Genomic DNA, 3,499 nt, shown 5'->3' with positions numbered 1-3,499 from the left:
CCCCAGATCCGGGGCATTGACGGCGAATTATATCCATGCGCCGGATTAATCACAAACCAGAATMTCGGGCCGCCCCGTTATGCCGGCAACATTCGCCAAGCCCTTAGCGGTGCATGTCCCTCTTCAAAACCCGACGTTGTCGCGCCCCTTCAGCTTCAGCAGATTCCGCGCCTCATCCGGCGTGGCAACCTCAAGCGACAAGGCTTCGATGATGCTGCGCACCCGCAGCACCTGCGCGGCATTGCTGTCGGCGAGCTTTCCCGGGCCATCCCATAGCGAATCCTCAAGGCCAACGCGCACGTGGCCGCCCACCGATGCACTGACCGCCGCCGCCGGCATCTGGTTGCGCCCTGCCCCCAGCACCGACCAGACATAATCCTTGCCGAACAGCCGGTCCGCCGTGCGGCGCATATGCATGAGGTCTTCCACATGCGCGCCGATGCCGCCGCGCAGCCCGAGCACCGACTGAATCAGCAGTGGCGGCGTCAAGAGCGCGCGATCCAGGAAATGGGCGGCCGTGTACAAGTGGCCGATGTCATAGCATTCGATCTCGAAGCGGGTCTGGTTCGCGCTGCAGGACTGCAGGATATAGGCGATGTCCTTGAACGTATTCCTGAAGATGCCGTCGTAGCTGCGCTCCAGGTAGGGGCGCTCCCAATCGTGCTTGAGGTCTTTGAAGCGGTCCAGCAGTTCATAAAGGCCGAAGTTCATCGTGCCCATGTTCAGCGATGCCACTTCGGGGCTCAGCTGCAGCGCGGGCTGCAGGCGCTCCTCGACGCTCATGGTGGGCGCGCCGCCCGTGGTCAGGTTGATCACCACGTCGGACGCTGCCTTGATGGCGGGCACGAACCGGCGAAACAGTGCCGGGTCCTGCGAAGGGCGCCCATCGCCGGCGTCGCGCGCGTGGAGGTGCACGATGGCGGCGCCGGCCTGTGCGGCGCCGATCGCGCTCGCGGCGATCTCGTCGGGCGTGAGCGGCAGGTAGGGCGACATCGACGGCGTGTGGATCGACCCGGTGATGGCGCAGGTAATGATGACTTTGTTCATGGAGGCGTCTTTGTATGGGTAGTGGTGGCGCGGCATGATTTGCATGCCGCGGCCCCGTCAGTTTTCCGGGTGCGATCCAGCCGGCGCACCCCGGGCCGAGGCTCGCCTTGCGAATCCGGCCTGCGCCTGGCGCTCGCGGACATGCCCGTAGCCGCGCACACTGGCAGGCCACGAGAGCAGCTCCCGCAGGCGTGCCTCGGGCCATTGCGCTGCCGCGTGCCCGATGTCATCCAGATCCGCTTCGTAGGCATCGCGCACACGGCGATTGAGTTGCGCTTCCGTGCCACGGGCAAAGGGATCGAGCCGGCTGCCGCGCAGGAAGCGCACGCCAGCCAGCAGGCGCATGGCGGGCCGGATCCAGCTGCCAACCGCCGTCTTGCTGATCTTGCCGGTGACTTTGTCGAGCTTGCCAAACGGGCCGCCCGCCAGATGGAACCTGACCTGGAACTCGCCTTCGAACGCCTCGTTCAGGGACTGCAGGAAGGCCGGGCGCGAATACAGGCGCGCCACCTCGAACTCGTCCTTGACCGCCAGCACGCGGAAATACTGCGTCGCTACCTGCCGGACCAGGGCATCGGCATCGCTTCGGCCCGCCAGCCAGCGCCGCACCGATTCGATCCGCTGGCGGTAGCGATCCGCCAGCGCGGCGTTTTGATAATCGACAAGGCGCCGTGCCCGGTCATCGATCAGCTCCGTCAGGGATCCCCCGGCTTTCATCGTCAGCTGAACGACCTGCGCGGGCGCCATCAGGCGGCGCACCGCCGCGTTGTCATGCGCGAGCCAGCGGCCCAGCGCGAACGCCTTCAGGTTGGTGTCGGTCGATACGCCATTGAGCTGTATCGCCTTCTCCATCGCTGCCCGCTGCACGGGGATCGCACCTTGTTGCCAGGCATAGCCCAGCAGCAGCATGTTCGACAGGATCGCGTCGCCCAGCAGATGCTGCGCAAGCGCCGTCACGTCGATGCACTCGGCGCGCCCGCCCAGCGCTTCGTTCAGGCGGTGCTTGAGCCCGGCCTCATCGGCAGCCCAGTCAGGCTGGCTGGTGAAGTCGCTGGTGGGAACCACCTCCGTGTTGACGAAGGCGCGTGCCAGCCCGGGACGCAGCCTGGACAGCGCGTCCGCGCCGGCCGCGACGATCAGGTCGCAGCCCAGCAGCACGTCGGCTTCGCCGGTGCCGATGCGCGCGGCGTGCAGCATGGCCGCGCTGGGGGCAATGCGGATATGAGAGCCCACCGCGCCGTACTTCTGGGACAGGCCGGTGACATCCAGCGAGCTGCCGGCCTTGCCGTCCAGGTGCGCCGCCATGGTCAGTACGCCGCCGATCGTCACCACGCCGGTGCCGCCGATGCCCGCGACGAGGATTGCCACGGGCTCRAATTCGCCTGGGATGATGGCGTCGGGCAATGCGGGAATCTTGAAGCCCGCCGCCGCAGCGCCTAGCGGCCGGCGCGGCTTTGCCCCCTGCAGCGTGACAAAGCTCGGGCAGAAGCCGCGCACGCACGACATGTCCTTGTTGCASGASGACTGGTTGATCTTGCGCTTGSKGCCCAGCGCCGTCTCGAGCGGCTCGATGGCAAGGCAGCCGGACTGATCGCCGCAATCGCCGCACCCCTCGCACACCTCGGGATCGATATAGGTGCGCACCTGCGGGTCGGGCAGCTTGCCGCGCTTGCGCAAACGGCGTGCCTCGGTGGCGCAGGCCTGGTCATAGATCAGCACCGACAGCCCGGGATACGCGCGCAGCTCGATCTGCACCGTCTCCAGCGCCGCCCGGTCGTACACGGGCACGCCCAGCGTGGCCCGGCGCGGCGCGTCGTAGGCCGTCACGTCGTCGGTGACCACGACCAGCTTCTTGATCCCCTCGGCGCGCAGCTGGGCCACGGCCTTGTCCACGCTAAGCTCGCCATCCACCGGCTGGCCGCCGGTCATGGAGACAAAGCCGTTGAACAACAGCTTGTAGGTCATCCGCAGATTGGCCGCGAGCGCCTGGCGGATGGCCAGGTAGCCGGAATGGAAATAGGTTCCGTCGCCCATGTTGGCAAAGACATGGGGCTCGCTGGTAAACGGCGACTGTCCCATCCACATCATCCCCTCGCCACCCATGTGCGAGACGGTGTGCGTCTTCTTCGGGTCGTTGAGCATGGCGATCGTATGRCAGCCGATGCCYGCCAGCGCCCGGCTGCCGTCGGGCAAGCGGGTCGATGTATTGTGCGGGCAGCCCGCGCAAAAGCTCGGGCGTCGCAGCGGCACGGCTTGTCCTGGCTTGTCCACCGCAACGACATCCGGAGCCACGGCCTCAAGCCCCAGCAAACGCTGGATGGCTTCGGCGATCTGCAGCACGCTCAGCTCATTGCAGATCGGCAGCACCGGCGCGCCTCGGGAGGCCGACCATTCCGGGGCGCCTTCGAACTTGCCGCGCACCACCGGCGGATTGGCCATGCGCGCATCGAAG

The 3,499-nt window shown here is 66.8% G+C and carries 2 protein-coding genes; both read right to left on the bottom strand.

The genetic code is table 11. The features are described 5' to 3' along the window. Positions 1 to 123: 123 nt before the first annotated feature. Complete coding sequence (kce, locus tag AC1DS3_RS36780; RefSeq protein ID WP_477109241.1) at positions 124 to 1,047, bottom strand: 3,5-dioxohexanoate:acetyl-CoA acetone transferase; 924 nt, start codon at positions 1,045 to 1,047, stop codon at positions 124 to 126. A gap of 57 nt (positions 1,048 to 1,104) precedes the next feature. After that, positions 1,105 to 3,499: indolepyruvate ferredoxin oxidoreductase family protein (locus tag AC1DS3_RS36775; RefSeq protein ID WP_477129149.1), on the bottom strand; the 2,395-nt coding region annotated here is incomplete at its 5' end.

It is taken from the genome of Cupriavidus sp. 01L46, from assembly GCF_056399905.1.
The sequence above is the reverse complement of the archived record's forward strand: the minus strand, read 5'-3'. Positions and strand labels throughout refer to the sequence as shown.

What these genes read in the sequence shown, in the direction of transcription:
- kce (WP_477109241.1), bottom strand. Translation starts at nt 1,047, where the DNA reads ATGAACAAAGTCATCATTACCTGCGCCATCACCGGGTCGATCCACACG.